Origin of the sequence: Microbacterium sp., from assembly GCF_011620665.1 — a bacterium.
GTDB lineage: Bacteria > Actinomycetota > Actinomycetes > Actinomycetales > Microbacteriaceae > Microbacterium.
Window position 1 is genome coordinate 55,051 of sequence record NZ_WOYQ01000076.1, and the last position, 6,149, is coordinate 61,199.

Below are 6,149 nucleotides of genomic sequence, written 5' to 3' on the forward strand. Positions count from 1 at the left end.
GGTTCAATCAGAGCAGCGCGTGGCAGCGGTCCAGCCGCGCAAGCCACCAGTCGCGTCGCTCGGGCGCGGCCGCGTGCTGTTCCAGGAGATGGGGGTCGGGCGTGACGCGGCCGACGGGCAGCATCCCGGCCTCCGGCCGGAGCGGCCGCGCGGTCACGTCGGCGGCCAGGAGTGAGGCCGTGCCCAACCCGCAATCGAAGTCGAGCCGGGGGAGAGCAGCGGCGAGGGCGAGCCCCATCGACAGGCCGACGCTGGTCTCGAGCGCGCTGGAGACCACGACGGGGAGACCCGCGTCCGCGACGATCTGCACCGCCCGGCGCACGCCGCCCAGTGGCTGCGCCTTCACGACCAGGAGGTCCGCGGCGCCCGCACGCGCCACCGCGAGGGGATCCGCAGCCTTGCGGACACTCTCGTCTGCCGCGATGGGGATTCCCCAATCCGCCAGGCGCTCACGCAGCTCAACGAGTTCGCCGATGCTCGCGCACGGCTGCTCGAGGTATTCCAGATCGAACTCGGCGAGGGCGTGCACGGCGCGCTCGGCCTCGTCGACGTTCCACCCGCCGTTGGCGTCGAGGCGGATGCGGCCCTCGGAGCCGATCGCTTCGCGCACCGCGTGCACGCGGGCGATGTCGTCGGCCAGCGACTGCCCGGGGTCGGCGACCTTGACCTTCGCGGTGCGGCATCCGTCGAAGCGGGCAAGGACTTCCGCAACGGATGCCGCCCCCACCGCCGGGACGGTCGCGTTCACCGGGATGCGCGCACGGAGCGCCGCGGGTTGATCGTGCCAGCCGAAATCGATCGCCGCGGCCAGCCAGGTGGAGGCCTCGGCGTCGTCGTACTCGAGGAAGGGCGAGAACTCGCTCCAGCCCGCGGGGCCGTCCAGGAGAAGCACCTCACGGGTCTCGATCCCGCGAAAGCGCGTCACGAGCGGCAGGGCGACAACGCGCGCAGCCTCGCGCAGCTCGGACATCGACGGGATGCTCACGGCTCCATCCTGCCCTGCGTGCGCGCGGCTCGGGCACCCGGCAGCTGTGGGGGTGCTGCGACGGGCGACGGCACACGGTCTCCGATCCGCCGAACGCCGATAGAATCGCGCGGTGACCTCGACCGCCCCGCCCCGCTTCGCACTCGATATCGATGGGGTTCCGCGCCCGGAGCGATCGGAGGCTCTGCTCGAGGCGCTCGCCAGGCGCGTCGTCATCGCCGACGGGGCTATGGGAACCATGCTGCAGCGGTATGAGCCGACGCTCGAGGACTACCAGCAGCTCGAGGGATGCAACGAGATCCTCAACGTCTCGCGTCCCGACATGATCGCGGCCATCCACGACGATTACCTCGCGGTGGGCATCGACGCGATCGAGACGAACACGTTCGGGGCGAACTGGTCGAACCTGTCGGACTACGACATCGACGACCGCATCCACGAACTCGCTGCCGCAGGCGCCCGCATCGCTCGGGAGCGAGCCGAGGCGGCCGAGGCCGCCGACGGGCGGATGCGGTGGGTGCTCGGGTCGATGGGTCCGGGAACGAAGCTGCCCTCTCTCGGGCATACGACGTACGCACACCTGAAAGAGACCTTTGCGCTGCAGGCCGAAGGGCTGATCGACGGCGGCGCCGACGCGTTCCTCGTGGAGACCTCGCAGGACCTGCTGCAGACCAAGGCCGCCATCGCCGGGTGCAAGCAGGCGATCGTGAGCCGCGGCATCCGCCTGCCGATCTTCGTCGAGGTCACGGTGGAAACGACCGGAACGATGCTCATGGGCTCCGAGATCGGCGCGGCTCTCACGACCCTCGCGCCGCTCGGCGTCGACGCGATCGGCCTGAACTGCGCGACCGGTCCCGCCGAGATGAGTGAGCACCTGCGGCATCTGTCGAAGCACTCGCCGGTGGCGATCGCGTGCATGCCCAACGCGGGGCTGCCGGTTCTGACGGCCGATGGCGCGCACTATCCGCTGACACCGACCGAGCTCGCGACGGCACACGAGCAGTTCGTCCGCGAGTTCGGGGTGGGCCTCGTGGGCGGATGCTGCGGCACGACCCCCGAGCACCTCGCGGCGGTCGTCGAGCGGCTGCGCCCGACTGGTGAGAAACCACATGCGCCGTCAGAAACCGGTGCAGCGGTGGTTTCTCGCCCTGAGGGTGGTTTCTCGCGAGACGAGGCCGAGCCGGGTGTCGCCTCGCTCTATCAGCATGTGCCGTTTCGGCAGGATGCCGCGTACCTCGCGATCGGCGAACGGACCAACGCGAACGGGTCGAAGGCGTTCCGTGAGGCGATGCTCGAGGGGCGATGGGACGACTGCGTCGAGATCGCCAAGGGTCAGACGCGCGTCGGCGCGCACCTGCTCGACGTGTGCATCGACTACGTGGGACGCGACGGTGTCGCCGACATCCGCGAGGTCGTCTCGCGGTTCGCCTCGGCATCGACCCTGCCGCTCGTGATCGACTCGACCGAGCCAGCCGTCATCCAGGCGGGGCTCGAGCTCATCGGCGGCCGCCCCGTCGTCAACTCGGTCAATTATGAGGACGGCGACGGCCCCACGAGCCGCTTCGGTCGGATCATGCCGCTCGTCAAAGAGCACGGCACGGCCGTGATCGCCCTGACGATCGACGAGCAGGGTCAGGCCCGCACGGCCGCCGACAAGCTGCGCATCGCATCGCGCCTCGTCGACGAGCTGGTGGATGCCTGGGGCATGCACACGTCGGACATCATCGTGGACTGCCTGACCTTCCCGATCGCGACCGGACAGGAAGAGACGCGGCGCGACGGGATCGAGACGATCGAGGCGATCCGGGCGCTGACGGCGAAGTATCCGGGTATCAACACGACCCTCGGGGTCTCGAACGTCTCGTTCGGCCTCAATCCCGCGGCGCGCTCGGTGCTCAACTCCGTGTTCCTCCACGAGGCGACCCAGGCGGGCCTGACCAGCGGGATCATCGACGCCGCCAAGATCGTCCCCCTCGCCACGATCCCCGATGATCGCCGCAAGGTCGCCCTCGACCTGATCTGGGACCGCCGTGAGTTCGACGCCGAGGGAAATCTCACCTACGACCCGCTGGCCACCATGCTCGATCTGTTCGCCGGTGTCGACACGGCGAGCCTCCGCGATCAGCGCGCGGCCGAGATGCAGGCGCTGCCCGTCGGCGAGCGGCTGGAGCGGCGCATCATCGACGGTGAGCCCAAGGGTCTCGAGGACGACCTCGACCTGGCGCGTGCCGGGGGGCTCAGCGCCCTGCAGATCATCAACGACCACCTCCTGGAGGGGATGAAGGTCGTCGGCGAGCGGTTCGGTTCGGGCCAGATGCAGTTGCCATTCGTGTTGCAGTCGGCCGAGGTCATGAAGACCGCCGTCGCGCTCCTCGAGCCGCACATGGAGAAGACGGATGCCGCGGGCAAGGGCACGATCGTCCTGGCAACCGTCCGCGGCGACGTGCATGACATCGGCAAGAACCTCGTCGACATCATCCTCACCAACAACGGCTACACGGTCGTCAATCTGGGCATCAAGCAGCCGATCGCCGACATCATCGCCGCCGCCGAGGAGCACCACGCCGATGTCATCGGAATGAGCGGACTGCTCGTGAAGTCGACGGTCGTCATGAAGGAGAACCTGCAGGAGCTTTCCGCCCGGGGACTGGGTGCCCGGTGGCCGGTGATCCTCGGCGGCGCCGCGCTGACGCGCGCCTACGTCGAGGACGACCTCGCGGGGATCTTCGACGGCGAGGTGCGTTACGCGAAGGACGCGTTCGAGGGGCTCGCGCTCATGGAGCCGCTCGTGCGGGTCGCGCGTGGCGAGGCTGCGGATGCCGTGGGGCTGCCGCCGCTGAAGAAGCGCATCCACGCGGCCGGGTCGAAGCTCACACTGACCGAACCCGAGGCCATGCCGGCGCGTTCGGATGTCGCGCGCGACAACGCGGTGCCCGCACCGCCGTTCTGGGGAACACGGATCGTCCGCGGCATCGCGCTGGCGGATTATGCCGCGTTCCTCGACGAGCGGGCGACCTTCATGGGCCAGTGGGGGCTCAAGCCCGGTCGCGGTGAGGCGACCTACGAGGATCTGGTCGAGACGGAGGGGCGACCGCGCCTGCGCTACTGGCTGGACCGCATCCTCGCCGAGGGGATGCTGGACGCCTCCGTCGCGTACGGCTACTTTCCCGTCGTGTCCGAGGGGGACGACGTCGTGGTGCTCCATCACGGCGATGATCCGGAGGGAGTGCTCGGTGTGCCGGGGCTGCTCGCGCCGGACGGCGGTTCCGGTGGGCCCCTCGGCACCGATCGGCTGCGCTTCCACTTCCCTCGCCAGCGTCGCGACCGGCACCTGAACCTCGCGGACTTCGTGAAGTCACGCCCGTCGGGTCAGGTCGACGTCATGCCGGTGCAGCTGGTCACCGCGGGAGCAGCGATCGACGCCGTGACTGCGAAGCTGTTCGCGGAAGACCGCTACCGCGACTACTACGAGCTCAATGGACTCGTGATGCAGCTGACCGAAGCGCTCGCCGAGTTCTGGCACGCTCGCATCCGCTCCGAGCTGGGAGTCGCCGCCGAAGACCCGACCGACACGGCCGGGCTCTTCAAGCTCGAGTATCGCGGTGCCCGTTTCTCGCTCGGCTATCCGGCCTGCCCTGACATGGAGGATCGCCGCAAGGTCGTCGAGCTGCTGCGTCCCGAGCGTATGGGTGTGGAGCTCAGCGATGAGCTGCAGCTGCACCCGGAACAGTCGACCGACGCGTTCGTCTTCCACCACCCCGAGGCGAAGTACTTCTCGGTCTGAGGGTTCAGGCCACCCGCTGGCCGCACATGCCGCAGACCCCGGATGCCGGGACCTCGACGAAGCAGTCCGGGCACAGCGCGGCGACCCGCTCGGGGATCGTCGGCGCGGCGGCGCGGCGCGGCGTCGAGGCCCGCTCACGGCGGACTCGAGCCGGCGTGGCGGGTGGCGCGAGCTGTGTCTGGGGGCGGTGGTCGGCGCAATAGAAGCGGACGAAGCCGGCCGGATTCGTCGGATGCCGGTGCTTCACGGCCCAGAGCGCCTCGCGCGGGAAGGGCTCACTGTCGGCGCCGCAGGTGGCGCAGCGAGTGGGCTCGCCCGGGACGGCCTCGGCGGCATCCACGGGAAGGTCGAAGGGGAGCCCGTCGCGCCAGTCGGACGAGTTCGTGATCTTCATGGCGGGCCCTTTCGCGGCATCCGTTCGGGTAGCTGTCGCGTCCTCCAGTGTTTCACGGACCCGGCGCATGCGGGCGTTCGGCCGTCAGCGACCGGCGACCCTCTCCGGCTCTCTGACGCGAGCCCGGGGTGCGCGGGGAGCGCCGGGCGTGGCCGGCGCGATCGGCTTCGCCCGCCGCAGCGAGCGGAGCACGGCCCGCCCGACGACGGCGAGGCCGACGACGGTCGTGATGGCGCGAAGGGTGTCCCAGCCCGCCGTGGAAGTCAGCAGCGAATACACGAGGAAGTTCGTCAGGTTCTCGCCGATCGGGCCGTCGGGGAGATAGGAGATGGACGTGCCGCCGCCGACCGCGAAGGGCCAGAACCAGAGGTTCATGATCAATCCGAAGACATATGACGCGGCGACGCCGTAGGCGCTCAGCATCGCGATCTCGGGGATTCCGCGGATCCGCCGCGGGAGCAGGCCGGCGCCCGCCCCCACCCACCCGCATGCGAACATCTGGAAGGGCAGCCAGGGTCCGATCCCGCCCCAGAGCAGCGCCGAGAGAGCGAGGGATGCCGCCCCCAGCAAGAGGCCGAACCGCGGGCCGTAGGCACGGCCGGCCAGGATCAGCAGCACGAAGAGGGCCTCGACGCCGCCGACGCCGGTGCTCGCGACGCGGATCGCCGCACCGATCGCCGCGAGCACGGCCAGCAGGGCGAGGGTGTGCGCCGAGCGGATGGATGCGTCGAGCGCTGCGAAGACCAGGATCACGGCGAGGGGCGCGGCCGCGACGGCGATGTAGGGGGCGGCGGACTGCGCTTGAGCGGGCGCGGCGCTCGCGACGAGGGGCCACACGAAGGCCGCTGCGGCCACCACGTTCGCCGCGATCACCGCCGCTGTTCCTCCGCCGTGCCCCCGCTTCCGCCCCCTCGCGGGTGCCCAGCCCTGTTCGCCGGTCGCGATGTGTGGGGTGAGGGCGCTGTTCGCGACCGGGGAGCGGGTGG

Annotated in this window: 4 protein-coding genes; 1 reads left to right on the plus strand and 3 read right to left on the minus strand. The window is 70.2% G+C overall.

Annotated features, from left to right (window positions below; genetic code table 11):
* Positions 1 to 7: 7 nt before the first annotated feature.
* Positions 8 to 985, minus strand: coding sequence for an o-succinylbenzoate synthase (locus QZV81_RS09610; RefSeq protein WP_292836361.1), 978 nt, complete (start codon positions 983 to 985; stop codon positions 8 to 10).
* 112 nt (positions 986 to 1,097) lie between these two features.
* Between QZV81_RS09610 and metH the strand changes: the two genes are divergently transcribed.
* Positions 1,098 to 4,769 (plus strand): methionine synthase, encoded by a 3,672-nt coding sequence (gene metH, locus QZV81_RS09615; protein WP_292836364.1) that lies wholly within the window; start codon positions 1,098 to 1,100, stop codon positions 4,767 to 4,769.
* A 4-nt stretch (positions 4,770 to 4,773) separates the two neighbouring features.
* Here metH and QZV81_RS09620 read toward each other — a convergent pair whose 3' ends face one another.
* On the minus strand, positions 4,774 to 5,163 hold the full coding sequence (locus QZV81_RS09620; RefSeq protein WP_292836367.1) for a glucose-6-phosphate dehydrogenase: 390 nt from the start codon (positions 5,161 to 5,163) through the stop codon (positions 4,774 to 4,776).
* 84 nt (positions 5,164 to 5,247) lie between these two features.
* Positions 5,248 to 6,149 (minus strand): ECF transporter S component (locus QZV81_RS09625; RefSeq protein ID WP_292836370.1); only part of this gene is annotated, 902 nt, incomplete at its 5' end.

Coding starts and splice junctions, on each gene's coding strand:
- QZV81_RS09620 (WP_292836367.1), bottom strand. CDS start 5,163: ATGAAGATCACGAACTCGTCCGACTGGCGCGACGGGCTCCCCTTCGAC.